Origin of the sequence: Pseudomonas sp., assembly GCF_002796985.1 — a bacterium.
GTDB lineage: Bacteria > Pseudomonadota > Gammaproteobacteria > Pseudomonadales > Pseudomonadaceae > Pseudomonas.
The window spans coordinates 25178-49404 of sequence record NZ_PEKX01000019.1 but is presented as its reverse complement, the minus strand read 5'-3'; the positions used below and the strand labels follow the sequence as shown (position 1 = coordinate 49404).

18 protein-coding genes are annotated in these 24227 nt (G+C 65.9%); 9 read left to right on the top strand and 9 right to left on the bottom strand.

Annotated features, from left to right (window positions below; translation table 11 throughout):
- Positions 1-142: 142 nt before the first annotated feature.
- Complete coding sequence (locus CTR55_RS22345) at positions 143-544, top strand: lysozyme inhibitor LprI family protein (protein WP_296289464.1); 402 nt, start codon at positions 143-145, stop codon at positions 542-544.
- 340 nt (positions 545-884) lie between these two features.
- Here CTR55_RS22345 and fdhA read toward each other — a convergent pair whose 3' ends face one another.
- The 7 genes from fdhA to glyA all read right to left on the bottom strand — a co-directional run bounded on the left by fdhA (position 885) and on the right by glyA (position 10391).
- The gene (gene fdhA / locus CTR55_RS22340; protein WP_296289462.1) at positions 885-2084 is read right to left on the bottom strand and encodes a formaldehyde dehydrogenase, glutathione-independent; all 1200 of its coding nucleotides are present in this window, start codon (positions 2082-2084) and stop codon (positions 885-887) included.
- Between the two features lie 431 nt (positions 2085-2515).
- The gene (locus CTR55_RS22335; protein ID WP_296289460.1) at positions 2516-3373 is read right to left on the bottom strand and encodes a formyltetrahydrofolate deformylase; all 858 of its coding nucleotides are present in this window, start codon (positions 3371-3373) and stop codon (positions 2516-2518) included.
- 95 nt (positions 3374-3468) lie between these two features.
- On the bottom strand, positions 3469-4104 hold the full coding sequence (gene soxG, locus CTR55_RS22330) for a sarcosine oxidase subunit gamma family protein (RefSeq protein ID WP_296289458.1): 636 nt from the start codon (positions 4102-4104) through the stop codon (positions 3469-3471).
- 179 nt (positions 4105-4283) lie between these two features.
- Positions 4284-7304 carry a sarcosine oxidase subunit alpha gene (locus tag CTR55_RS22325; RefSeq protein WP_296289457.1) on the bottom strand — a complete coding sequence of 1007 codons (3021 nt, stop codon included), beginning with the start codon at positions 7302-7304 and terminating at the stop codon, positions 4284-4286.
- A 1-nt stretch (position 7305) separates the two neighbouring features.
- A complete protein-coding gene (locus CTR55_RS22320; RefSeq protein WP_296289455.1) occupies positions 7306-7635 on the bottom strand; it encodes a sarcosine oxidase subunit delta in 330 nt (109 codons plus the stop codon).
- Positions 7636-7766: 131 nt separating this feature from the next.
- Positions 7767-9017: a sarcosine oxidase subunit beta gene (locus tag CTR55_RS22315; protein ID WP_296289453.1), complete on the bottom strand. Its 1251-nt coding sequence runs from the start codon at positions 9015-9017 to the stop codon at positions 7767-7769.
- 120 nt (positions 9018-9137) lie between these two features.
- Positions 9138-10391: a serine hydroxymethyltransferase gene (gene glyA / locus CTR55_RS22310; RefSeq protein ID WP_296289451.1), complete on the bottom strand. Its 1254-nt coding sequence runs from the start codon at positions 10389-10391 to the stop codon at positions 9138-9140.
- A gap of 349 nt (positions 10392-10740) precedes the next feature.
- Between glyA and CTR55_RS22305 the strand changes: the two genes are divergently transcribed.
- The 3 genes from CTR55_RS22305 (at position 10741) to CTR55_RS22295 (ending at position 13089) form a co-directional block, all read left to right on the top strand.
- Positions 10741-11421 carry a hypothetical protein gene (locus CTR55_RS22305; protein ID WP_296289449.1) on the top strand — a complete coding sequence of 227 codons (681 nt, stop codon included), beginning with the start codon at positions 10741-10743 and terminating at the stop codon, positions 11419-11421.
- A 117-nt stretch (positions 11422-11538) separates the two neighbouring features.
- Positions 11539-11967, top strand: a complete 429-nt coding sequence (locus CTR55_RS22300; protein ID WP_296289447.1) for a hypothetical protein — start codon at positions 11539-11541, stop codon at positions 11965-11967.
- A 75-nt stretch (positions 11968-12042) separates the two neighbouring features.
- Positions 12043-13089, top strand: a complete 1047-nt coding sequence (locus tag CTR55_RS22295; RefSeq protein ID WP_296289445.1) for a low specificity L-threonine aldolase — start codon at positions 12043-12045, stop codon at positions 13087-13089.
- Between the two features lie 355 nt (positions 13090-13444).
- Here the strand turns inward: CTR55_RS22295 and CTR55_RS22290 are convergent, their stop codons facing one another.
- Entirely contained in the window at positions 13445-13762 is a 318-nt protein-coding gene (locus CTR55_RS22290; protein ID WP_017521552.1) for a heavy metal-binding domain-containing protein, read from the bottom strand.
- Between the two features lie 924 nt (positions 13763-14686).
- Between CTR55_RS22290 and fusA the strand changes: the two genes are divergently transcribed.
- Entirely contained in the window at positions 14687-16735 is a 2049-nt protein-coding gene (gene fusA / locus CTR55_RS22285) for an elongation factor G (RefSeq protein WP_296289443.1), read from the top strand.
- Between the two features lie 235 nt (positions 16736-16970).
- Here fusA and gbcB read toward each other — a convergent pair whose 3' ends face one another.
- Positions 16971-18074 (bottom strand): glycine-betaine demethylase subunit GbcB, encoded by a 1104-nt coding sequence (gene gbcB, locus CTR55_RS22280; RefSeq protein WP_296289441.1) that lies wholly within the window; start codon positions 18072-18074, stop codon positions 16971-16973.
- A gap of 429 nt (positions 18075-18503) precedes the next feature.
- Between gbcB and gbcA the strand changes: the two genes are divergently transcribed.
- The 4 genes from gbcA to dgcA all read left to right on the top strand — a co-directional run bounded on the left by gbcA (position 18504) and on the right by dgcA (position 24179).
- Positions 18504-19793 (top strand): glycine-betaine demethylase subunit GbcA, encoded by a 1290-nt coding sequence (gbcA, locus tag CTR55_RS22275; protein ID WP_296289439.1) that lies wholly within the window; start codon positions 18504-18506, stop codon positions 19791-19793.
- 584 nt (positions 19794-20377) lie between these two features.
- Positions 20378-21355 (top strand): dipeptidase, encoded by a 978-nt coding sequence (locus CTR55_RS22270; protein WP_296289437.1) that lies wholly within the window; start codon positions 20378-20380, stop codon positions 21353-21355.
- Between the two features lie 125 nt (positions 21356-21480).
- Positions 21481-22011, top strand: a complete 531-nt coding sequence (locus CTR55_RS22265; protein ID WP_296289435.1) for a 4-vinyl reductase — start codon at positions 21481-21483, stop codon at positions 22009-22011.
- A gap of 92 nt (positions 22012-22103) precedes the next feature.
- Positions 22104-24179 carry a dimethylglycine demethylation protein DgcA gene (gene dgcA, locus CTR55_RS22260; RefSeq protein WP_296289433.1) on the top strand — a complete coding sequence of 692 codons (2076 nt, stop codon included), beginning with the start codon at positions 22104-22106 and terminating at the stop codon, positions 24177-24179.
- The last annotated feature ends 48 nt before the right edge of the window (positions 24180-24227 follow it).

Genomic DNA, 24227 nt, shown 5'->3' with positions numbered 1-24227 from the left:
GCGGTTATTCGCCCTACGTTTCGGCCAGGGGCGGGCGTTCGCGTAGTGCGCATAACGCCCCAAGCGTTATCCGCCGCTTGGTCGGGTTATGGCCAAAGCGGCTAGAGTGGGGATTCCATCCAAAACAACGGATAGCGTCCCCATGAAGTTGCTGCTCTTGCTCCTGCCAGCCAGCCTGCTGGCGTTCTCCACTGCCGCCCAGGCCGCCGCCGACTGCGCCGACGCCCAGACCCAGGCGGATATCAATGCCTGCATCGGGTCCGCTTACAAAGCCAGCGACAAGCGCCTCAACGACCTCTACGGGCAGTATCGCCAGCGCCTGGATGCCGGGCAGAAGAAGGCCCTGACCGCTGCGCAGAAGGCCTGGCTGAACTACCGCGACCTCAGTTGCCAGTTCGAGACCTCCAGCGTTGGAGGCGGCTCGGGCTTCCAGATGGCTTACAGCAATTGCCTGGAGACCATGACCGACAACCGCATCAAGGAACTGCAGACGCTGTCCGACTGCCAGGCAGGCGATTTCAACTGTCCCGCGCCCAAGCCCTGATCCTTGTAAGAGCAACTGTTTTTCTCCGGATAGCTCCGTGTTTGCGCTTTCCCCTCACCCCAGCCCTCTCCCAGAGGGAGAGGGAGCAGATCGTGCCGGCTGACGCTGTGGTTTCCTCCTGCACCGCACAGTCCCCTCTCCCCCCGGGAGAGGGTTAGGGTGAGGGCCGATCCGAGCGCAGGAATTTCTGGTGGTAGCGAGCCGCCTTTTTGGAAAAGCATCGAGGGCGCGCTCCTGCAGGGTGAGCCTGTGCCAGTCGATCGGGCACAAAAAAAGGGAGCCTTGCGGCTCCCTGGAGAGACGGCCGCGCGGGGGAGCGCGGCCGGGAGCGGGTGCGCCGTCAGGCGGCGCGGAACAGGCTGTGCGGGTCGATGACGAATTTCTTCGGCACGCCGGCATCGAATTCGCCATAGCCCTTGGGCGCGTCGTCCAGGGTGATGACTTCCACCCCGACGATATCGGCGATCTTGATGCGGTCCCACATGATCGCCTGCATCAGCTGGCGGTTGTACTTCATCACCGGGGTCTGGCCGGTGTGGAAGCTGTGCGACTTGGCCCAGCCCAGGCCGAAGCGGATGCTCAGCGCGCCATGCTTGGCGGCGTCGTCTACCGCGCCCGGGTCCTCGGTCACATAGAGGCCGGGAATGCCGATCTTGCCGGCCACCCGCACCACGCCCATCAGCGAGTTCAGCACGGTGGCCGGAGCCTCGTGCTGCGAGCCCGAATGACCATGGCCGCGAGCCTCGAAGCCCACCGCGTCGACCGCGCAGTCCACCTCCGGCTCACCCAGCAGATCAGCGATCTGCTCGTGCAGCGGAGTGTCCTTGGACAGGTCGGCGATCTCGAAGCCCTGGGCCTTGGCGTGGGCCAGTCGAGTCGGATTGACGTCACCGATAATCACCACGGCGGCGCCCAGCAGGCGGGCCGAAGCGGCGGCGGCAAGGCCGACCGGACCGGCACCGGCGATGTAGACGGTGCTGCCCGGACCGACGCCGGCCGTCACCGCGCCGTGGTAGCCGGTGGGGAGGATGTCGGAGAGGCAGGTCAGGTCGCGGATCTTCTCCATCGCCGCGTCGCGGTTGGGCAGGCGCAGCAGGTTGAAGTCGGCGTAGGGCACCAGCACGTATTCGGCCTGGCCGCCGACCCAGCCGCCCATGTCGACGTAGCCGTAGGCGCCGCCGGCGCGAGCCGGGTTGACCGTCAGGCAGACGCCGGTGTGCTGCTCCTTGCAGGTGCGGCAGTGGCCGCAGGCGACGTTGAACGGCACCGAGACCAGGTCGCCGATCTTCATGGTTTCCACGCCACGGCCGATCTCCACCACCTCGCCGGTGATCTCGTGGCCGAGCACCAGGCCTGCCGGCGCGGTGGTACGGCCACGCACCATGTGCTGGTCGGAGCCGCAGATGTTGGTGGACACCACGCGCAGGATCACCCCGTGGTCGATCTGCTTGCCCTGCGGGTCCTGCATCTTCGGATAGGGGATGTTCTGCACTTCGACCTTGCCCGGGCCGAGATAAACCACACCACGATTGCCAGACATACGCATTCCTCATTGTGTTTGTGGGTACAAAGGCGGGCCTTGCGGCGCGCGGTTTTGCACTGGGATGTCGTGTGTTGCGCGACAGGGCCGGTACGTACTGCTGGCAGCCGGCGGGTCTGTCGGTGTTGCTCGGTGCTTGGGAGCTGGGCGCTTTCAAAAGCCCCTCTCCCTAACCCTCTCCCGCAAGCGGGAGAGGGTATATCCGTGCGTGGCGGGAGCGCCGTTTCAGCCGGCGACTCCGCACTGCTCTTGCCCCCTCTCCTTTCGGAGCGGGGCGCGTAGCCAGAGCTGGGGAGAGGGCGCTCTAGAGCGAGCGCCGCAATCCAGGTGAAACGTAGAAACGTAGGGCGGATGAGCTCCATCCATCCGCCGCTCGGGTCGGCATGGCGGATAACGCCTGTGGCGTTATGCGCCCTACAGGAGCGGTGCCGCTACAGCACCACGGTCCTGTTGGCATTCAGGAACACGCGCTTCTCGATGTGATAGCCCACGGCCTTGGCCAGGGTCAGGCACTCCACGTCGCGGCCCTTGGCGATCAGGTCCTCGGGGTAGTGGGAGTGGTCCACGGGCTCGACGCCCTGGGCGATGATCGGGCCCTCGTCGAGGTCGTTGTTGATGTAGTGGGCGGTGGCGCCGACCAGCTTCACGCCCTTCTGGTAGGCCTGGTGGTAGGGCTTGGCGCCCTTGAAACCGGGCAGCAGCGAGTGGTGGATGTTGATCGCCCAGCCGTCCAGGCGGCGGCACAGCTCGGGGGAGAGCACCTGCATGTAGCGGGCGAGGATCACCAGCTCGGCGCCGGATTCCTCGATCACCTGCCAGACCTTCGCCTCCTGCGCGCCCTTGTCGTTGGGGTCGAGGGCGAAGTGGTGGTAGGGGATGCCGTGCCAGCGCGCCAGCGGTTCCAGGTCCGGGTGGTTGGAGACCACCGCCACCACGTCCATCGGCAGCTGGCCGATGCGCTGGCGGTAGAGCAGGTCGTTCAGGCAGTGGTCGGCCTTGGAGACCATGATCACCACCTTGCTGCGGTAGCCCGGCGGGGTCAGTTCGACATTCATCTGGAAGGGCGCGACGCGGTCGGCGAGGCCGGCGCGGAAGGCCGCTTCGTCGAAGCCGTCGCCGGCGCGGAATTCGATGCGGATGAAGAAGCGCTGCGCCAGGCGGTCGTCGAAGGAGTGGTGCTCGGTGACGTAGCAGCGCTGCTCGAACAGGTAGCGCGTGACCACGTCCACCGTGCCCAGCAGGCTCGGGCTGTCGGCGGTGAGGATCCAGGTTTCGGGGGTGCGGCTCATGGTCTGGCTCCGAAATTTCCTCTCCTTGGAGAGGTTGGGGTGGGCTAACCCTCACCCCGGCCCTCTCCCAGAGGGAGAGGGGGACAAGGCACCGCTTACGCGGCTACTTGCAGGCCGTACTCGGCGCAGGAGTCCTGCAGCCACAGCCAGAAGTAGTCGGAGAAGCTGCGGCGCACCACCAGCTCCCAGGTGTGCTCGCCGGTATGGCGGATCACCAGTTGGGACTTGGCGAAATTCGTGCCCACCGCCTTGCCCACCGGGAAGTTGCTCGGGTGCACGTCGTAGCCGGTGGACTTCATCAGCACTTCGCGGACCTTGGCGCCTTCGAGTTCCAGCAGGGTCTGGCCGCCGCTGACGTTGATCACCGAGTAGTGCAGCTCTTCGCCCAGCGCCTCGCGCAGGCGCTGCTCGATGGCGAATTCCTCGCCGCCGGGGACGATCAGCAGCCACTCGTCCGGGCCAAGCCACTGCAGCGAGGTGCCGCCGTTGGCCACCAGGGTCAGGGCTACCGGCAGCTCCAGGCCCAGGGCCTTGTGCACGCCGCCGGCGAAGGCCGGGTCGTGGGCGTCGCCGCGCAGGGTCAGGTGGCCGAGGAATTTCTTCTCGCGCAGGGTCACGCCGGCGTTGGCCACCTTGCGCGCGGCGAGCTTGTCCAGCTCGGCGTGGTGCAGGGGCGATTCGGCCTGGATGCCGTCTTCGGGGCGTTGCTGGTAGAGATTGGCTTTGCTCATGTTCTGTTCACCTTGGGGACGCTCTGCCCTTGTTATCCCTCACCCCAACCCTGGCTGCGCTCCCCGCTCCTGAGGGAGAAGGGGCCGAGCTGAGTGTGCTGTGAGTGTCGTACTCGCCGGCGGCTCCGAACTGTCCTCTCTCCCTGTGGGAGAGGGTGAGGGCAGCCGGCGGCTCCGAATCAATCCACGTTCTGCCGTTCGCCTTTCGGGTCGTAGAACACCGAGCTGCAGATTTCCGCCTCGATCACGCGGCCGTCCGGCAGCGGGGCGTAGACCTTCTCGCCCAGGCGCTTGAGGCCGCCCTTCACCACCGCCAGGGCAAAGCTGTAGCCCAGGCTGCTGCTCAGGTAGCTGGAGGTGACGTGGCCGACCATGGTCGCCGGCACCGTGTGCTGCGGGGTGAACAGCAGTTGCGCGCCCTCGGGCAGCAGGTCCATCGGGTTGGTGGGCTTGAGGCCTACCAGCTGCTTGCGGTCTTCGCGCTGGCAGTCGGCGCGGTTCATGCCGCGCCAGCCGATCCAGGAGAAGGGCTTGGTGCGACCCACCGCCCAACCCATGTTCAGGTCGTCCGGGGTGACCGAGGCGTCGGTGTCCTGGCCGACGATGATGAAGCCCTTCTCGGCGCGCAGGACGTGCATGGTCTCGGTGCCGTACGGCGTCAGGTTGTACTGGGCGCCGGCGGCGACGATGGCCTCCAGCACACCCATGGCGTAGTTGGCCTGGATGTTCACCTCGTACGACAGCTCGCCGGTGAAGGAGATGCGGAACACCCGCGCCGGTACGCCGGCGACCTTGCCTTCCTTCCAGGTCATGAAGGGGAAGGCGTCCTTGTCCAGGTCGATGTCGGTGACCTCGGCCAGCAGCTTGCGGCTGTTGGGGCCGGACAGGGTGAGGGTGGCCCAGTGGTCGGTGACCGAGGTGAAGTACACCTTCAGTTCCGGCCATTCGGTCTGGTGGTACAGCTCCAGCCACTCCATGACGCGCGCCGCGCCGCCGGTGGTGGTGGTCATGACGAAGTGGTTGTCCGCCAGGCACGCGGTGACGCCATCGTCAAAGACCATGCCGTCTTCCTTGCACATCAGGCCGTAGCGGGCCTTGCCCACGTCCAGCTTGGTCCAGGCGTTGGTGTAGATGCGGTTGAGGAACTCGCGGGCGTCCGGGCCCTGGATGTCGATCTTGCCCAGGGTCGAGGCGTCCAGCAGGCCGACCGACTCACGCACGGCGCGGCACTCGCGGGCCACGGCGGCGTGCAGGTCTTCGCCGCGCTTGGGGAAGTACCAGGGGCGCTTCCACTGGCCGACGTCCTCGAACTCGGCGCCGTTCTTCACGTGCCAGGCGTGCAGGGCGGTGAAGCGCACCGGCTCGAACAGGTGGCCGCAGTGACGACCGGCAACCGCGCCGAAGGTCACCGGGGTGTAGTTCGGGCGGAACATGGTGGTGCCGGTGTCGGCGATGCTCTTGCCCTGGGCGCGGGCGGCGATGGCCAGGCCGTTGATGTTGCCCAGCTTGCCCTGGTCGGTGCCGAAGCCCAGCGCGGTGTAGCGCTTGACGTGCTCGATGGACTCGAAGCCCTCGCGGCAGGCCAGTTCGATGGCGGCGGCGGTGACGTCGTTCTGGGTGTCGACGAACTGCTTGGGCGCGCGCGCCGTGGATTTCTCGTGGGGCACCTGGAACAGCGCGAGGGTGGCGTCCTCGGCGCGCTCGGCGACCACCGGCAGCTCGCCATCGACAGACTTGAAGCCGCCGTCGACAGCGGCCTGGCTGCCGGCCTGGTAGCCGTCGGCCAGGACATCGGCGAGGCGGAACACGCCGTTCACCGCGCCGGCACAACTGCGCTTCTGGAAGGCCAGGCCGGGCACGAAGGCGAGGACGTCTTCACGCCATTCCGGCTTGCCACCCAGGTGCGAAGCCAGGTGCACCACCGGGCTGTAGCCGCCGGAGCTGCCGATGAGGTCGCAGTCCAGCCACTCGCCGGGTGCATTGACCTTGTGGCGGAAGGTGTCGATGGAGGCGACCTTCGCACCGGTCACGCGCTTGCTGCCGCGTGCCTCGATCACTGCGCTGCCGGTGATGACCCGCATGCCGCGCTTGCGCGCCTCCTCGACCCACTCGCCGCGCGGATTGGGGCGGGCGTCGGCGATGGCGACCACCTGCAGACCGGCTTCCTGCCAGTCCAGGGCGACGCGGTAGGCGTAGTCGTTGTTGGTGGACAGCACCAGTTTCTTGCCCGGTGCCACGCCGTAGCGGCGTACGTAGGTGGAAACGGCGCCGGCCAGCATGTTGCCCGGCACGTCGTTGTTGCCATAGACCAGCGGGCGTTCGTGGGCGCCGGCGGCGAGCACCACGCGGTTGGCGCGCACCCGGTGCACGCGTTGGCGCACCTGGCCCAGCGGGGCGGTCTCGCCCAGGTGATCGGTGCGGCGTTCGTGAATGGTGAGGAAGTTGTGGTCGTGGTAGCCGTTGACCGTGGAGCGCGGCAGCAGGATCACGTCCGGGTTGCCTTCCAGCTCGGCGATGGCCTTGGCCACCCACTCCTCGGCGGGCTTGCCGTCGAGGGTCTCACGGGTGTCGAGCAGGCTGCCGCCGAACTCTTCCTGTTCGTCGGCGAGGATCACCCGCGCACCGCTGCGCGAGGCGGCCAGGGCGGCGGCGAGGCCGGCGGGGCCGGCGCCAACGATCAGCACGTCGGCGTGGTGGTTCATCCAGTCGTAGCTGTCCGGGTCCACTTCGGTGGGTGCGCGGCCAAGGCCGGCGGCCTTGCGGATGTACTTCTCGTAGGTCAGCCACATGGACTGCGGATACATGAAGGTCTTGTAGTAGAAGCCGGGCGGCATCAGCTTGCCGCCGACCTTGCCGAAGATCCCCATGAGGTCGTTCTGCACGTTCGGCCAGCCGTTGGTGGCGGTCGCTACCAGGCCGTTGTAGAGCGCCTGCTGGGTGGCGCGCACGTTGGGCACCTGGGTGGATTCGCGCGAGCCGATCTGCAGGATGGCGTTGGGCTCTTCGGCGCCGGCGGCGACGATGCCGCGCGGGCGTGAGTACTTGAAGCTGCGGCCGAGGATGTCGACGCCGTTGGCCAGCAGGGCAGCGGCCAGGGTGTCACCGGCAAAGCCCTGGTAGCTCTGGCCGTTGAAGCTGAAGGTCAGCGGCTTGTTGCGGTCGATGCGACCACCACGGGACAGGCGATTGATCTGGCTCATGTCAGGCCTTCTCCACGGCGGGCTGAACGGCGGGCTTCTTCTCGAAATCAGCGGCGGTGATGCTGGGTTTTTCGCCGATCTTGTAGGTTTCAAGAATTTCGTAGGTCACCGTGTGGCGGGTGACGTTGAAGTACTGGCGGCAGCCGGCGGCGTGCACCCAAAGCTCGTGGTGGATGCCGCGCGGGTTATCGCGGAAGAACATGTACTCGCCCCATTCGGCGTCGGTGCAGGCGGACGGATCGAGCGGGCGCGGAATGTGCGCCTGGCCTTTGGCGTGGAATTCCTCTTCGGAACGCAGCTCGCCGCAATGGGGGCAGAAGATATTCAGCATGGTTGGAGCCTCCCGAGTTTCCTTCCGAGTGACGTGGGGTGGTGGCGCTTCGCCGAACCACCCTCACCCGCCCTTCGGGCACCCTCTCCCAGAGGGAGAGGGTCATCAGTTGTCGCCCTACGGGCGAATGTTCAATGAGCGACGGCCGCGGCGCCGTGTTCGTCGATCAGCGCGCCGGTGTGGAAGCGTTCGATGGAGAAGGGCGCGGCCAGCGGATGCGGCTCGCCCTTGGCGAGGGTGGCGGCGAAGACGTTGCCCGAGCCGGGTGTGGCCTTGAAGCCGCCGGTGCCCCAGCCGCAGTTGAAGAACAGGTTCTTCACCGGGGTCTTGCCGATGATCGGGCAGGCGTCCGGGGTGGTGTCGACGATGCCGCCCCACTGGCGGTTCATGCGCACGCGTGAGAGCACCGGGAACATCTCGACGATGGCCTGCAGGGTGTGCTCGATGACCGGGTAGGAGCCGCGCTGGCCGTAGCCGTTGTAGCCGTCGATGCCGGCGCCGATGACCAGGTCGCCCTTGTCCGACTGGCTGATGTAGCCGTGCACGGCGTTGGACATGATCACGCTATCGATGATGGGTTTCAGCGGTTCGGAAACCAGCGCCTGCAGCGGGTGCGATTCGATCGGCAGACGGAAGCCGGCGAGCATCGCCATGTGCCCGGAGTTGCCGGCGGTGACCACGCCGACGCGCTTGGCACCGATGAAGCCGCGGTTGGTCTCGACGCCGATGACGGCGCCGTCCTGCTTGCGGAAGCCGATCACCTCGGTCTGCTGGATCAGGTCCACACCCAGGGCGTCGGCCGCACGGGCGAAGCCCCAGGCCACGGCATCGTGACGGGCCACGCCGCCGCGACGCTGCACGGTGGAGCCCATGACCGGGTAGCGGGCGCTCTTGGTGCAGTTCAGGTAGGGAATCTCTTCGGCCACCTGCTGTGCATTGAGCAGTTCGCCGTCCACGCCGTTGAGGCGGTTGGCGCTCACGCGGCGTTCGCCGTCACGCATGTCTTGCAGGGTATGGCAGAGGTTGTAGACCCCGCGCTGGGAGAACATGACGTTGTAGTTCAGGTCCTGGGACAGGCCTTCCCACAGCTTCATGGCGTGTTCGTAGAGCAGCGCCGACTCGTCCCACAGGTAGTTGGAACGCACGATGGTGGTGTTGCGCGCGGTGTTGCCGCCACCCAGCCAGCCCTTCTCGATCACCGCGATGTTGGTGATGCCGTGTTCCTTGGCCAGGTAGTAGGCCGTGGCCAGGCCGTGCCCGCCGCCGCCGACGATGACCACGTCATACACCGGCTTGGGCGTGGGCGTACGCCACATGCGCTGCCAGTTCTCGTGGTGGCTCAGGGAATGCTTGAACAGGCCGAAGCCGGAGTAGCGTTGCATGGGGTGCTCCTGAAATCTCTAGTCGCCGTGCCGCCCCTGTAGGAGCGAGCTTGCTCGCGAATGGCCTCGCGGCGGGGCTGGTTCGCGAGCAAGCTCGCTCCTACAAAAGAGCTGCCAGTCTCAACGGTAGACCGGGAAGTCCGCGCACAGGCCCGCCACCTGGGTGGCCACCTTGGCCTCCACGTCGGCGTCGCCCAGGTGGTCCAGCACGTCGCTGATCCAGCCGGCCAGCTCGCGGCACTGTTCTTCCTTCAGCCCGCGGGTGGTCACCGCCGGGGTGCCGATGCGGATGCCGGAGGTGACGAACGGGCTCTGCGGGTCGTTCGGCACGGCGTTCTTGTTCACCGTGATGCCGACGCGGCCGAGGGCGGCGTCTGCTTCCTTGCCGGTCAGGCCCTGCTTCACCAGGCTGATCAGCATCAGGTGATTGTCGGTGCCGCCGGAAACCACGTCATAGCCACGCTCGATGAACACCTTGGCCATGGCCTGGGCGTTCTTGATCACTTGCGCCTGGTAATCCTTGAAGCCGGGCTCCAGCGCCTCCTTGAAGCACACCGCCTTGGCGGCGATCACGTGCATCAGCGGGCCGCCCTGGGCGCCGGGGAAGACGGCGGAGTTGAGTTTCTTCTCGATCTCTTCGTTGGAGCGCGCCAGGATCAGGCCGCCGCGCGGGCCGCGCAGGGTCTTGTGGGTGGTGGTGGTGACCACGTCGGCGTAGGGCAGCGGGTTCGGGTACAGGCCAGCGGCAACCAGGCCGGCGACGTGGGCCATGTCGACGAACAGCAGCGCCCCGACCTTGTCGGCGATGGCGCGGAAGCGCGGGAAGTCGAGGGTCTTGGAGTAGGCGGAGAAGCCGGCGACGATCATCTTCGGCTGGTGCTCCACGGCCAGGCGCTCGACCTCGTCGTAGTCGATCAGCCCGGTGTCGGTGTTCAGGCCGTACTGCACGGCGTTGTACAGCTTGCCCGAGGACGACACCTTGGCGCCGTGGGTCAGGTGGCCGCCATGGGCCAGGCTCATGCCCAGGATAGTGTCGCCGGCATTGATCAGCGCCAGGTACACAGCGGAGTTGGCCGAGGAGCCCGAGTGCGGCTGGACGTTGGCGTAGGCGGCACCGAACAGCTGCTTGGCGCGATCGATGGCCAACTGTTCGACCTTATCCACATGCTCGCAGCCACCGTAGTAACGCTTGCCCGGATAACCTTCGGCGTACTTGTTGGTCAGCCCGCTGCCCTGAGCCTGCATGACGCGCTTGCTGGTGTAGTTCTCCGAAGCGATCAGCTCGAGGTGGTCCTCCTGGCGCGCTTCCTCGGCATCCATCGCCGCGAGCAGTTCGTCGTCATAACCCTGGATCTGGTCTTGCTTGCTGAACATCGCTGGTCTCCCTGCGGCGCGGTGGGGCGCCATGGCCGGTGCGGGGCGCAACTGGCCCCCCTTGGAAGCGATGGTATGACTGGCCCTGTCGGTCCAGATGCCTGCGCACGTCGCGGGGAGGTGCGTTTGCGACATGCCGCCAACGGCGCAGAAGCGAACGGGTGCGTGGAATGGCCCGCGATGGCTGGTCAGAATGCGACATGCCTGGGCCAGGACCGCACGGCGTACGGAGCAGCCGATACGACGAAGCCCCCGGCTGGCGGCTTTGCAAACCCGTGCAATGAAGCTGCCGATAGGAACCGCCCGGCCAAGGGACTAAACTGCGCCCCTCACGAAATGCGAGGACGCCATGAACCGTTCCCTGACTCTGCTTTCCGCCCTGCTGCTCACCGCGACGCTGCAGGGCTGTGGTGACGACAGCAAGCCCGCCAAGGCCGAAGCGCCCGAAGCTGCGAGCGCCGCTGCCGCCGCGACCCCGGCTGGTGACAGCTGCACCGGCCATGTGCTGGAGAAGTCCCTGCCGCCGGCCAAGGCCATCTACGGCTACCCCTACCTGTCCCGCGAGTGCGGCTACGACGACGCCACCATCGTCTATGGCAAGGCCGACGGCAGCCTGCATCTGGTCGTGACCCTGACCGACACCGGCCTGCCGGCGCCCGGCGCAGACCAGCAGGGTGAGGCCGCCAAGCAGTACCTGGCCGCCCAGGCCAAGCTGCGCGACACCACCGCGAAGAACGTCTCGCTGCTTAACCAGGCGCGCCAGGCCGCGCTGCAGAACGGCACCGCCGCGCAGTTCGGCGGCGAGCAGTACCTGCCGCTGATCGACAGCACCCGCATGGGCGACCCGCTGGCCATCAGCGTGCCGGGCCCGGACGACAAGGCCGGCGAATCGAGCCTGACCGGCCTGATCAAGGGCCGTTACGTGCTCAACATGGTCTCGCCGGACAAGCCCAACGGCGGCACTGCCCAGTCCCTGCGCGAGCTGTTCGTGCCCCTCTCCGAGCAGATGGCGCTGACCAAGCTGCCCTGATCGAACGAGAGAGTTCTGACAGGGAATACTCCCACTCTCTGATCCTCCACCTCGCCTCGTTCTGAGGAAAATTCCCGGCGTCGAAATTTCCCAATCGCCAGGAAGAGGTGGAGGACCATGACATTCAAGACGAGAGGCCTGCCGCTATTTCTGGCGGTCCTGCTGTCGCTGTCCGCGCAGGCTACGCAGATGCCCGTGCAACCGGTGCATGAGGTCAAGGCCTACAGCGGCGCCGATGGCGTCAAGGTATGGGTGGAACAGATCGGGCCGCGCCGGGCCAACATGTATCTGGTGCGCATCGGCGGCGTCGATCATGCCTGGAACATGCGGATCCACCGGATGGACGGGCTGAGCCTACTGGATGAGTCGCTGTTCAAGCTGCATTCCCGGCAGGAGGAGCCGGTTGCCCTGGTGCTGCGTGGCGAGTGTGGCGAGGTGATGCTCCCCGGCGAGCGCAGTGGCCGCAAGGTCTGCTACGACCAGGGGCTGTCCGAGACCCAGGACGCCCGGCAGTTCGTGACGGCCTACGTGAACCAGCGCAGGTAAGACTGGCGGGTGCACGAGGGGCGGGGATTTCGCTACGCTGCTGACTGACTTTATGCGCAGTGCCGAGGCAGCCCCATGACCGACAACACCCAACAGTTCGCCAGCGACAACTATTCCGGCATCTGCCCCGAAGCCTGGGCGGCGATGGCCGAGGCCAACCGTGGCCACGAACGCGCCTATGGCGACGACCAGTGGACCGCCCGCGCCTCCGACTACTTCCGCGAGCTGTTCGAGACCGATTGCGAAGTCTTCTTCGCCTTCAACGGCACCGCGGCCAACTCCCTGGCCCTGGCGGCGCTGTGCCAGAGCTACCACAGCGTGATCTGCGCCGAGACCGCCCACGTCGAGACCGACGAGTGCGGTGCGCCGGAGTTCTTCTCCAACGGCTCCAAGCTGCTGCTGGCGCGCACCGACGCTCAGGGCAAGCTGACCCCGGAGGCGATCCGCGAGATCGCCCTGAAGCGCCAGGACATCCACTACCCGAAGGCGCGCGTGGTCACCATCACCCAGGCCACCGAGGTCGGCACCGTCTACCGCCCGGACGAGCTGCAGGCGCTCAGCACCACCTGCCGCGAGCTGGGCCTGCACCTGCACATGGACGGCGCGCGCTTCTCCAACGCCTGCGCCTTCCTTGGCGCCACCCCGGCCGAGCTGACCTGGAAGGCCGGCGTCGAGGTGCTCTGCTTCGGCGGCACCAAGAACGGCATGGCGGTGGGCGAGGCCATCCTGTTCTTCAACCGCGAACTGGCCGAAGGCTTCGACTATCGCTGCAAGCAGGCCGGCCAGCTGGCCTCGAAGATGCGCTTCCTCGCCGCGCCCTGGGTGGGCGTGCTGCAGGACGACGCCTGGATGCATTACGCCAGCCACGCCAACCGCTGTGCACAACTGCTGGCCGAACGCGTCGCCGACGTGCCGGGCGTGCAGCTGATGTTCCCGGTGGAAGCCAACGGCGTGTTCCTGCAGATGTCCGAACCCGCGCTGGAGGCCCTGCGCCAGCTGGGCTGGCGCTTCTACACCTTCATCGGTGCCGGTGGCGCGCGCTTCATGTGTTCGTGGGATACCGAGATCGAGCGCGTCGAGGCTTTAGCGGCGGACATCCGCAAAGTCATGGGGGCAAGGTAAAGAGCGCCTGAGTTGTCTCCAGGCGCTGGGGACGGTTGCTCGCGCAACCTGTCCCCAACCTGTGGATGAATGTCTGCAGGCCACGGTTGGCGTGGCTTGTGTCGGTCTACTCAAACTTTGATCGATAGTTGCAGGAGCGGGCCACGCCCGCGATCGCGCGCAGGGCGCGCTCCACAAGATCAAGGGCCCCTCACCCTAACCCTCTCCCGCAAGCGGGAGAGGGGACCGTACGGTGCAGGATGAAGCGATGGCGTCAGTCGGCACGATCTGCCCCCTCTCCCTCCGGGAGAGGGTTGGGGTGAGGGGAGGGGGGAGGCACAGACTCCCCTGAGGGAAATAGACGCTCCTGCGGGCATCAGATACGCACCGCCGTCCCGCTCACGCTGACCATCAGCATGCTGCCGTTCTGCCCCACCACTTCGTAATCCAGGTCGATGCCGACCACGGCGTTGGCGCCCAGCTCCTGCGCGCGCTCTTGCAACTCCTCGAAGGCGATCTCACGCGCCCTGCCCAGCTCCTTCTCGTACGCACCGGAGCGCCCGCCGATGATGTCGCGCAGGCCGGCGAACAGGTCGCGGAACACGTTCGCGCCGAGGATCGCCTCGCCAACCACGATGCCGCGGTATTCCTGGATGGTCTTGCCCTCGATGGTGGGCGTGGTAGTCAGGATCATGGGACGGGCTCCTCTGCTGGGGATATCCAGCATAGACCCGCACCCCGCCGAAGGCCGCGCCGGCTGTGTTTCAGCATTTGGCGGAAATCCGGGGGAAACCTTGTGATAAAGCTGTGGATAAAGGGGTGGAAAATAACCGCGGCGTGGCGCTTTCATGCACTGCCTGAAATCTCCGTTAATTTTCACCATAGCCCCGTCGTTCATGGCTTGCAGGTGTGAATGAGGGCGCGCGGGAGATCTCCACAGCTGCTGTGGAGGCAAGCTTGTCCAACCTGTGGAAAACCTGTTTGCCGGTGCCTGCGAGGCCGATGTTCCGTGGCTCCGCCGGAGTTGATCGTTTTCTGATCAACTCAGTTCTTTCAATCACTTGCAGCCCTGTGTATCGATTCCGGCGGGATTTCTGTGTACGACCTTTCCACCGCTATCCCCGGTTTGTGTTGACGCCCTTGTGCGCCTCCTGTGGAAAACACTTCCAGCGCCATGCCTGGCGGGGCTTCCACAGGCTTGCTCAAAGATTGACCAGTGATGGATGCAAGCGACTGATCCACGGCCACTTTTCCCCAACGGCGCAGGCTGCGGGAAACTTTCCACAATCCCTGTGGGGCGAATCTCGCAGAAGGTGTGGACAACCTGTACCCAGATCGCTGCAGGCCACGCGGGGCGCGCCCTCGTCTGCTTAGTACGTTTTTTGATCAAATGGCGAAAGTCGCGCCGTTACTGGCTTTCAGAGGATTTTCCGCTGGGTTTTCCACAATGGCTGTGCAGCGTTCTGCCAGGAACTTGTGGGCGGGTTGTGGATGGATCGCTGCGAGCCCCACTGCCACTGGCTCGCGCCGGTCTGGTCAATTTTTGTCCAGGGGCGAAGGGACGGCTGCCTATAATCCATGAACGGTGGGCAGAGACCCTGGGGGCGGGAGATTCAGCATGTCCAGTTACTCGGTGGAACAGATCCGCACCGTGGCCCTGGTCGGCCACGGTGACAGCGGCAAGACCCTGCTTGCCGAAGCGCTGCTGCAGCACAGCGGCGCCATCGCCAGCATGGGCTCGCTGGAGCGCGGCGACACCCTGTGCGACTCCGACCCGCTGGAGCGCGAGTACCACCACTCGCTGGCCGCCGCCCTGGTGCATTTCGAGCACGAGGGCGCGCACGTCCGCCTGGTCGACACCCCCGGCTATCCCGACTTCATCGGCCACGCGCTGCCGGCGCTGGCGGCGGTGGAAACCGCGCTGGTGGTGGTGAACGCGCAGAACGGCATCGAGCTGAGCACCCGGCGCATGATGGACTGGGCCGGCGAGCGCGGGCTGTGCCGGATGCTGGTGGTGAACAAGATTGACGCCGAACGCGTCGATCTGCCGGCTTTGCTGGCGGGTTTGCGCGAGTCGTTCGGCAAGGAGGTATTACCGCTCAATCTGCCCGCCGACGGCGGTGCGCGAGTGGTGGATTGTTTCTTCAATCCCGACGGCGAGGCCGACTTTTCCTCGGTGGCCGAGGCGCACCAGGCGCTGGTGGACCAGGTGGTGGAGGTCGACGAGGCGTTGATGGCGCATTACCTGGAGGAGGGCGAGGTGGCGCCCGAGGCGCTGCACGAACCCTTCGAACGCGCCCTGCGCGAAGGTCATCTGATTCCGCTGTGTTTCGTCTCTGCGCGCACGGGCGCCGGTGTGCCGGAGCTGGCAGACATTCTCGCGCGCCTCGCGCCCAACCCCACCGAGGGCAACCCGCCGCTGTTCCTGCGCACTGACGACAAAGGCGTCGAGCACCCGGTGAAATCCAGCCCCGACCCGGCCGCCCACGTGCTCGCCCATGTGTTCAAGGTGGTGATCGACCCCTTTGTCGGCCGCCTCGCCGTGTTCCGCGTGCATCAGGGCACGATCCGCCGGGAGATGCAGCTGTTCGCCGGCGATGGGCGCAAACCGTTCAAGGTCGGCCATCTGCTACGCCTGCAGGGCAAGAAGCACGAGGAGGCGCCGTGGCTGATTCCCGGTGACTTCGGCGCGCTGAGCAAGGTCGACGAGCTGGAGTACGGCGTGGTCCTGCACGACTCCCACGAAGAGGACCACATTCACCTCAAGCCGCTGGAATTCCCCACGCCCATGCAGGGCCTGGCCATCGAGGCGAGCCGGCGCGGCGACGAGCAGCGCCTGGCGGAAATCCTCCAGCGCCTGCAGGCCGAAGACCCCTGTGTGCGCCTGGACTACAACGCCGCCACCCAGGAAACCGTGCTGCGCGGCATGGGCGAGATGCACCTGCGCTACCTGCTGGAGCGCATGGCCGGGCAATACAAGGTCGAAGTGCAGACCCGCGCGCCCAGCGTGCCCTACCGCGAGACGGCAACTCGCAGCGCCGAGGGCCACAGCCGGCACAAGAAGCAGACCGGCGGCGCCGGGCAGTTCGGCGAAGTATTCCTGCGCATCGATCCGTTGCCGCGCGGCGAGGGCTTCGCTTTCGTCGATGCGATCAAGGGCGGGGTGATTCCCGGCAACTTCATCCCCTCGGTGGAGAAGGGCGTGCGCTCGGCCCTGTCGGCCGGGCCGCTGGCCGGCTTCCCGGTGGAGGACGTGAAGGTAACCGTCTATGACGGCAAGAGCCATTCGGTGGACTCCAAGGACATCGCCTTCCAGGCCGCCGGGCGCAAGGCCATGCTCGATGCGCTGCGCAATGCCGGTGGCATCGTGCTGGAGCCGGTGATGCAGATCGAGGTGACCACGCCGGACGGCCATCTGGGTGACATCACCGCCGACCTCACCGGCCGCCGTGGCCAGGTGCTGGGTACCGAGTCACTGTCGGCCAGCGTCGCGCTGGTGCGCGGGCAGGTGCCGCTGGCGGAGCTGGACGGCTATGCCAACCGGCTGAAATCCATCACCGCCGGCCAGGGGCTCTACAGCCTGTCGGCCAGCCATTACAGCGCGGTGCCGCAGGACGTGCAGCAGCGCCTGTCCAGCGGCTACAAGGCGACCCCGGAAGAAGACTGAGCGAATGTGGATATTCGTCGCAGCCGGTTGCTGGAAAGGCCCGTGGCTGTGCGCTTGCGTGCGTCCTGGCGGGTATCTGGCGGAAAACCTGGAAGCCACGTGGCATGCGGGTTGCAGGCGGGATCGAGGCGGCCAGGCGGTTCGGCCAGAGGTGTCTCCGAGCTTGCCTCGGGGCACCTCCAGCCTGTGGATAACTCAGTGGGTAACATGTGTGGCGGGTGGGGGCAGGCTGTGATCAGTATTCGATGACCACGTCGCCCTTGGGCACGCTGCAGCAGGACAGGATGTAGCCTTCGGCGACGTCTTCGTCGGTGATCCCGCCGTTGTGCTCCATCTCCACCTCGCCAGAGCGCTTCATCACCTTGCAGGTGCCGCAGATACCCATGCCGCAGGCCTTGGGAATGTGCAGGCCGAGCTGGGCGGCGGCGGCGTGGACGGTCTCGCCCGGCGCCACGCGGATGCTCTTGCCGGTCTCGCAGAACTCGACCAGGTTCTGCTCGGCCAGGGGCACGGCGGGCGCCTCGGCAGCTTCGGCGGCCAGTTCCTTCACGTCGGCGCGGACTTCCGGCGGGGTCGGGCCGAAGGCCTCCTCGTGGTAGCGCGCCATGTCGTAGCCCTCGGCTTCGAGCAGGTGCTTGACCGCGTGCATGTAGGGCGTCGGGCCGCAGCAGAACACCTCGCGCTCGAGGAAGTCCGGCGCCATCAGCTGCAGCATCGCCTTGGTCAGGAAGCCCCGGTAGCCGGCCCAGGACTGGCCCATCTCGTACTTCTCGCAGATCAGGTGCAGCTTGAAGTTGTTGATCCGCGAGTTCATGTGCTCCAGCTCGCGGTGATAAATGATGTCCTTGGGCGTGCGCGCGCTGTGCACGAAGACCATGTCGACGTTGCCGTTGGTATCGAAGAACCAGCGCGACATGGACATCACCGGGGTGATGCCGACACCGCCGGAGAGAAACAGCACCTTCTCGGCCGGGAAGTCGATGGCGTTGAAGTTGCCCACCGGCCCGTGCACCGGGACCTGGTCGCCTTCCTTGAGGTTGTCGTGCAGCCAGTTCGAGACCTTGCCGCCGGGCACGCGCTTGATGGTGATGGAGAAGCTGTAGGGCACCGAGGGCGAGCTGGAGATGGTGTAGGAACGCATGATCGGCTGGCCGTCGATCTCCAGCTCCAGGGTGACGAACTGCCCCGGCTTGAAGAAGAACATGATCGGCGCGTCAGCCATGAAGCAGAAGGTGCGCACATCCCAGGTTTCCTGGATGGCCTTGACGCAGCGCACCAGGTGGCGCCCGTTGGCCCAGGTCTGGGTGTTCACCGGATTGAGGAAGGTGTTCGTCGACATGCTGTCTCTCCGCGCACGCGGGCCGTGCTGGGCCTGATGGGGCAGCGCCGGGGGCCGCTTGCCTACGTCTTTTGAGCGTAGAGAACACGGGGCCTTTCGGCATGCCTGATGGGGCGGATTGTGTGCACGAGGATGGCCGCTGCATTTACCTGCCAGCGACATTTGCATGCTTATCGCGACCTGCCGCCTGGGACGTGCTGTTGCGCGTCGGGAAATGATCTGGCCGTGTCGCCCATGGATAAGGGTAATCCCGGGGTGCGGCCCCACACTCAGCTCCATGCCGAGCAACTCCCAAGGTTGAGCGCGACGGCGGGAAACGGCGCACTCGGCGCGCCTGGCACCTGCCGCAACCAAGCCCTGCGTGGCAAACCGTATCAGCCACTTATTTCCGCCGGCAGCCCGACCGGGCTGCGGCATGAGGACCGAGCAATGGACGTCACCACTACCCTGAGTCTGGGCGACCCGCTGGAACCGGCCCGCAAGGCCACCGCCGAGATGCTGCGCAGCCGCGACCACAGCTTCTCGCTGCCGCAGCCCTTCTACAGCGACGAGCGCCTGTTCCAGCTGGACATGCAGGAGATCTTCCACAAGGAGTGGCTGATCGCCGGCATGACCTGCGAGATCCCCGCCAAGGGCAACTTCCTCACCCTGCAGATCGGCGACAACCCGGTGATCGTCCTGCGCGGCGCGGAAGGCAAGATCCACGCCTTCCACAACGTCTGCCGCCACCGCGGCTCGCGCCTGTGCGTCAGCGACAAGGGCAAGGTTGCCAAGCTGGTCTGCCCCTACCACCAGTGGACCTACGAGCTGGACGGCCGCCTGCTGTTCGCCGGCACCGAGATGGGCGCCGACTTCGACATGAAGGACTACAGCCTGAAACCGGTGAACGTGAAGACCGCCGGCGGCTACATCTTCATCTCGCTGTCGGAGAACCCGCCGGCTATCGATGACTTCCTGCGTACGCTCGAGCACTACATGGAGCCGTACGACATGGAGAACACCAAGGTTGCGGTGCAGACCACGCTGCTGGAAAAGGCCAACTGGAAGCTGGTGCTGGAGAACAACCGCGAGTGCTACCACTGCAACGGTTCGCACCCGGAGCTGCTGAACACCCTGCTGGAGTGGGACGACGTCACCGACCCGCGCGCCAGCCAGGCGTTCAAGGACCAGGTCGCCGCCTGCACCACCGCCTGGGAAGCCGAGAAGATTCCTTATGCCCACGAAAGCTTCGGCCTGCGCAACCGCATCGTGCGCATGCCGCTGCTGCAGGGCACCGTGTCCATGACCATGGACGGCAAGCAGGGCAGCAAGAAGCTCATGGGCCGCATCCAGAACCCGGACCTGGGCTCGATGCGCATCCTGCACCTGCCGCACTCGTGGAACCACTGCATGGGCGACCACCTGATCGTCTTCACCGTATGGCCGATCAGTGCGCAGGAAACCCGTGTCACCACCAAGTGGCTGGTGCACAAGGACGCGGTGGAAGGCGTCGACTACGACGTGGCGCGCCTGCGCGAAGTCTGGGACGCCACCAACGACCAGGATCGTCGCCTGGCCGAGGAGAACCAGCGCGGTATCAACTCCACTGCCTACCAGCCGGGACCGTATTCCAAGACCTACGAGTTCGGGGTGATCAACTTCCTCGACTGGTACAGCGAGCGGATGCTCAACAACCTGGGCGAGGAATCCGCCCACGCCCGCCTGGTCGTCGAGCAGTAAGTCCCAGCCATCCAGCGCCCCCGTCTTCCGGGGCGTTGTCGTTACGCGCTGTCGTTACTGAGGAAGCCACGTGGACGCCATGCTCTTCTACAGCAGCTCCGCCTTCGTCACCGGCCTGGTGGCGTGGAACCTCTTTGCCTGCTGGCGCAAGCGCTGACGCCTGCCGCGGGGCTTGCTCATTGTAGGAGCGAGCCTGCTCGCGAACATCTCCCAGGCAGGCTCGGTGCTGCCGCCGTACTTCCCCCTCCCTAACCCTCTCCCTTCGCAGCGGGGCGCGCAGCCAGGGCTGGGGAGAGGGCACTTCCCACCCGCGCGGCGCCCCGCAACGAAGCGCCTTCGCGAGCAAGCTCGCTCCTACAAGTCAGCGCCAATCCTCGCTTCCAGCCCCGACATTCCCCCGCACGACGCAAACGCTGTCGCCCATGTCGCCGGCTTGACGCTTTCGGGTCGACCCTGGTCGTTTTCGAGCCGGGTCGCCTCGGGGTGCAGGGATATCCTGCCTGCAAAGCGTCGGGGAAAAACCCGCCGCGCCAAGCCTGACAAGCCTTGCCTGACCAGCCGGCCCTGATAAGAGAGACGCCAAGATGAGCCCAGCCGAACTTCACGCCGACAGCATCGTCATCGATGGCCTGATCATCGCCAAATGGAACCGCGAGCTGTTCGAAGACATGCGCAAGGGCGGCCTGACCGCCGCGAACTGCACCGTGTCGGTATGGGAAGGATTCCAGGCGACGGTGAACAACATCGTTTCCAGCAGCAAGCTGATCCGCGACAACAGCGACCTGGTGCTGCAGGTGCGGACCACCGCCGACATCCGCAAGGCCAAGGAACAGGGCAAGACCGGCATCCTCTTCGGCTTCCAGAACGCCCATGCGTTCGAGGACCAACTGGGCTATGTCGAGGTGTTCAAGCAGCTGGGCGTGGGCATCGTGCAGATGTGCTACAACACCCAGAACCTCGTCGGCACCGGCTGCTACGAGCGCGACGGCGGCCTCTCCGGCTTCGGCCGCGAGATCGTCGCGGAGATGAACCGCGTCGGCATCATGTGCGATCTGTCCCACGTCGGCTCCAAGACCTCCGAGGAAGTCATCCTCGAGTCGAAGAAGCCCGTCACCTATTCCCACTGCCTGCCGTCGGGCCTGAAAGAGCACCCGCGCAACAAGTCCGACGCCGAGCTGAAGTTCATCGCCGACCACGGCGGCTTCGTTGGCGTGACCATGTTCGCGCCGTTCCTCGCCAAGGGCATCGACTCGACCATCGACGACTACGCCGAAGCCATCGAATACGTGATGAACCTGGTCGGCGAGGACGCCATCGGCATTGGCACCGACTTCACCCAGGGCCACGGCCAGGACTTCTTCGAGTGGCTGACCCACGACAAGGGTTACGCCCGCCGCCTCACCAGCTTCGGCAAGATCGTCAACCCGCTGGGCATCCGCACCGTGGGCGAGTTCCCCAACCTCACCGAGACCCTGCTCAAGCGCGGCATGCCCGAGCGCGTGGTGCGCAAGGTCATGGGCGAGAACTGGGTGCGCGTCCTCGGCGACGTCTGGGGCGAGTAAGCCGCTTTTCCCCCTCTCCCTCCGGGAGAGGGCCGGGGTGAGGGCTGTCGCGCTCACCCGTAGAACCCCTTACCCCAACCCTCTCCCCAAGGGAGAGGGAGCCAAAAGAATTGGAGCGAAACCTCATGGCCAAACACGCCCCCGAACTGCCCATCGAAGTCGACAGCGAAACCGGCGTCTGGACCTCCGACGCCCTGCCGATGCTCTACGTACCGCGGCACTTCTTCGTCAACAACCACATGGGCATCGAGGAAGAGCTGGGCGCCGAGCGCTACGCGCAAATCCTCTACAAGGCCGGCTACAAGTCCGCCTGGCACTGGTGCGAGAAGGAGGCCGAGTGCCATGGCCTGGTTGGCGTGGAAGTCTTCGAGCACTACATGAAGCGCCTGTCCCAGCGCGGCTGGGGGCTGTTCCAGATCGAGCAGATCGACCTCGACAAGGGCACCGCCCAGGTACGCCTGAAGCACTCGGCCTTCGTCTACGTCTACGGCAAGGTCAACCGCAAGGTCGACTACATGTTCACCGGCTGGTTCGCCGGTGCCATGGACCAGATTCTCCAGGCGCGCGGCAGCGATATCCGCACCGTGGCCGAGCAGGTCTACAGCGGCGCCGAGGACGGCCACGACGACGGCCTGTTCGTCGTCAAACCGCTCTGACCTTCCTCGTGTAGGAGCGAGCTTGCTCGCGAACCAGCGGCCCGCAGGGCCGCCAGACAACAAGAAACCTCTGATCCCGTGAGGATGCCGCAATGGCTTTCGAGGCAATGTTCCAGCCGATCCAGATCGGCAAGCTGACCATCCGCAACCGCGTGCTCTCCACCGCCCACGCCGAGGTCTACGCCACCGATGGCGGCATGACCACCGAGCGCTACGTGAAGTACTACGAGGAGAAGGCCAAGGGCGGCATAGGCCTGGCCATCTGCGGCGGTTCCTCCGTGGTCGCCATCGACAGCCCGCAGGAATGGTGGAGCTCGGTGAACCTCTCCACCGACCGCATCATCCCGCACTTCCAGAACCTCGCCGACGCCATGCACAAGCATGGCGCCAAGATCATGATCCAGATTACCCACATGGGCCGCCGCTCGCGGTGGGACGGCTTCAACTGGCCGACCCTGATGTCGCCCTCGGGCATCCGCGAGCCCGTGCACCGCGCCACCTGCAAGACCATCGAGCCGGAAGAGATCTGGCGGGTGATCGGCAACTACGCCCAGGCAGCACGCCGGGCGAAGGAAGGTGGCCTGGACGGAGTCGAGCTGTCTGCCGTGCACCAGCACATGATCGACCAGTTCTGGAGCCCGCGCGTCAACAAGCGTACCGACGAGTGGGGCGGCACCTTCGAAGGCCGCATGAAGTTTGGCCTGGAAGTGCTCAAGGCCGTGCGCCAGGAAGTCGGTGACGACTTCTGCGTCGGCATGCGTATCTGCGGTGACGAGTTCCACCCGGACGGCCTCACCCACGACGACATGAAGCAGATCGCCAAGTACTACAGCGACACCGGCATGATCGACTTCATCGGCGTGGTCGGCTCGGGCTGCGACACCCACAACACCCTGGCCAACGTCATCCCGAACATGACCTACCCGCCGGAGCCCTTCCTGCACCTGGCCGCCGGCATCAAGGAAGTGGTCAACGTGCCGGTGCTGCACGCGCAGAACATCAAGGACCCGAACCAGGCCACGCGCATCCTCGAAGGCGGCTACGTGGACATGGTCGGCATGACCCGTGCGCACATCGCCGACCCGCACCTGATCGCCAAGATCAAGATGGGCCAGATCGACCAGATCAAGCAGTGCGTCGGCGCCAACTACTGCATCGACCGCCAGTACCAGGGCCTGGACGTGCTGTGCATCCAGAACGCCGCCACGTCCCGTGAATACATGGGCGTGCCGCACATCATCGAGAAGACCACCGGCGTGAAGCGCAAGGTCGTGGTCGTCGGTGGCGGCCCGGCCGGCATGGAGGCGGCGCGCGTCGCCGCCGAGCGTGGTCACGACGTCACCCTGTTCGAGAAGAAGGAGCAGCTCGGCGGGCAGATCACCACGGCCTCGAAGGCCCCGCAGCGCGACCAGATCGCCGGCATCACCCGCTGGTACCAGTTGGAGCTGGCGCGGCTGAATGTCGACCTGCGCCTGGGCACCGGCGCGGACGCCGACACCATCCTGGACCTGCGCCCCGACGTCGTGGTGCTGGCCAACGGCGGCCATCCGTTCCTCGAACAGAACGAACACTGGGGCGCCGCCGACGGGCTGGTGGTCAGCAGCTGGGACGTGCTCGACGGCACGGTGGCGCCGGGCAAGAACGTACTGGTCTACGACACCATCTGCGAATTCAGCGGCATGTCGGTGGCGGACTTCCTCGCCGACAAGGGCGCCCAGGTGGAAATCGTCACCGACGACATCAAGCCCGGCGTGGCCATCGGCGGCACCACCTTCCCGACCTACTACCGCAGCATGTACCCCAAGGAAGTGATCATGACCGGCGACCTGATGCTGGAGAAGGTCTACCGCGAGGGCGACAAGCTGGTGGCGAGGCTTACGAACGAATACACCGGCGCAGAGGAAGAAAGGGTGGTCGACCAGATCGTCGTGGAGAACGGCGTGCGCCCGGACGAGAGCCTCTACTACGCGCTCAAGCAGGGCTCGCGCAACAAGGGCCAGATCGACGTCGAGGCGCTGTTCGCGATCAAGCCGCAGCCGTGCCTTTCTGCTCTCGATGACAAGAGCGGGGGCGACGGCTACCTGCTGTTCCGCATCGGCGACTGCGTGGCCCAGCGCAACACCCACGCCGCGATCTATGACGCGCTGCGTCTGTGCAAGGACTTCTGACGCCCCCGTAGGATGGGTGGAGCCTGCGATACCCATCGATTGTCGAGG

Bases quoted from the DNA above. Each gene is read 5' to 3' on its own strand.
- CTR55_RS22315 (WP_296289453.1), bottom strand. From the start codon at position 9,017: ATGCAACGCTACTCCGGCTTCGGCCTGTTCAAGCATTCCCTGAGCCAC.
- CTR55_RS22345 (WP_296289464.1), top strand. From the start codon at position 143: ATGAAGTTGCTGCTCTTGCTCCTGCCAGCCAGCCTGCTGGCGTTCTCC.
- gbcB (WP_296289441.1), bottom strand. From the start codon at position 18,074: ATGTCGACGAACACCTTCCTCAATCCGGTGAACACCCAGACCTGGGCC.
- CTR55_RS22300 (WP_296289447.1), top strand. From the start codon at position 11,539: ATGACATTCAAGACGAGAGGCCTGCCGCTATTTCTGGCGGTCCTGCTG.
- CTR55_RS22320 (WP_296289455.1), bottom strand. From the start codon at position 7,635: ATGCTGAATATCTTCTGCCCCCATTGCGGCGAGCTGCGTTCCGAAGAG.
- CTR55_RS22335 (WP_296289460.1), bottom strand. From the start codon at position 3,373: ATGAGCCGCACCCCCGAAACCTGGATCCTCACCGCCGACAGCCCGAGC.
- dgcA (WP_296289433.1), top strand. From the start codon at position 22,104: ATGGCTTTCGAGGCAATGTTCCAGCCGATCCAGATCGGCAAGCTGACC.
- fdhA (WP_296289462.1), bottom strand. From the start codon at position 2,084: ATGTCTGGCAATCGTGGTGTGGTTTATCTCGGCCCGGGCAAGGTCGAA.
- CTR55_RS22265 (WP_296289435.1), top strand. From the start codon at position 21,481: ATGGCCAAACACGCCCCCGAACTGCCCATCGAAGTCGACAGCGAAACC.
- soxG (WP_296289458.1), bottom strand. From the start codon at position 4,104: ATGAGCAAAGCCAATCTCTACCAGCAACGCCCCGAAGACGGCATCCAG.
- CTR55_RS22290 (WP_017521552.1), bottom strand. From the start codon at position 13,762: ATGATCCTGACTACCACGCCCACCATCGAGGGCAAGACCATCCAGGAA.
- CTR55_RS22270 (WP_296289437.1), top strand. From the start codon at position 20,378: ATGAGCCCAGCCGAACTTCACGCCGACAGCATCGTCATCGATGGCCTG.
- fusA (WP_296289443.1), top strand. From the start codon at position 14,687: ATGTCCAGTTACTCGGTGGAACAGATCCGCACCGTGGCCCTGGTCGGC.
- CTR55_RS22325 (WP_296289457.1), bottom strand. From the start codon at position 7,304: ATGAGCCAGATCAATCGCCTGTCCCGTGGTGGTCGCATCGACCGCAAC.
- CTR55_RS22305 (WP_296289449.1), top strand. From the start codon at position 10,741: ATGAACCGTTCCCTGACTCTGCTTTCCGCCCTGCTGCTCACCGCGACG.
- glyA (WP_296289451.1), bottom strand. From the start codon at position 10,391: ATGTTCAGCAAGCAAGACCAGATCCAGGGTTATGACGACGAACTGCTC.
- gbcA (WP_296289439.1), top strand. From the start codon at position 18,504: ATGGACGTCACCACTACCCTGAGTCTGGGCGACCCGCTGGAACCGGCC.
- CTR55_RS22295 (WP_296289445.1), top strand. From the start codon at position 12,043: ATGACCGACAACACCCAACAGTTCGCCAGCGACAACTATTCCGGCATC.